This window comes from Acinetobacter sp. CFCC 11171, from assembly GCF_003268405.1.
GTDB lineage: Bacteria > Pseudomonadota > Gammaproteobacteria > Pseudomonadales > Moraxellaceae > Acinetobacter > Acinetobacter amyesii.
Map to the genome: position 1 here is coordinate 1 of NZ_LQXP01000105.1, position 812 is coordinate 812.

At 38.4% G+C, this 812-nt stretch carries 1 pseudogene; it reads right to left on the reverse strand.

The annotated features are described in order from the left end of the window. Nucleotides 1–807 (reverse strand): annotated as a pseudogene (locus tag AVJ20_RS18050) (IS3-like element ISAba14 family transposase); the annotation flags it as partial. Between the last annotated feature and the right edge of the window lie 5 nt (nt 808–812).

Sequence of the window (812 nt, forward strand, 5' to 3'; positions counted from 1 at the left end):
CTTCATTTAAAGCCGAAATACAAAAATCCACCTCCATACTAATCGATACCCTATGCGCAAGTACCTTGCGGCTATGCCAATCAATCACAGCACATAAATAAACAAAGCCTTTTGCCATAGGGATATACGTTATATCCGTAGACCACACTTGATTACTGCGCTGAATAGCCAATCCTTTGAGCAGATATGGATATTTACGGTGAGCTTGATTAGCCTGGCTTAAATTTGGTTTGCAATATAACGCCTGAATACCCATTTTCTTCATTAAAGTACGTGTATGACGTCGTCCTATATGATGCCCTTGACGATTCAACAAATCACGCATCATACGACTGCCTGCAAAAGGATATTGCATATGTAATTCATCAATACATCGCATCAGCTTCAGATCTGATGAGCTAACAGGTTTTGGGCGATAATAATAACAACCACGAGAGACTTTCAGTAACTTAGCTTGTTTAGATACTGAAATCTGAAGTGAGTGATCGATTAACTTTTGTGGTTGAAGCGGCCCAGTTTCTTCAACACACCTTCTAAAAAATCAATTTCTAATGCCTGCTCACCGATTTTTGCATGTAACTTTTTAAGATCAATGGGAGGTTCTGATGGAGCTTTTGATTGATCGAAAGCTTGTGAGGAAGCTGAGATCAATTGATTTTTCCAGTCAATAATTTGGTTTTGATGAACATCAAACTCAGAACTCAATTCAGCAAGTGTTTTTTCTGCTTTGATCGCAGCAAGTGCTACCTTAGCCTTAAAGTCGTTTGAATGATTTCTTCTTGGTCTACGTGCCATAAAATACTCCATATATT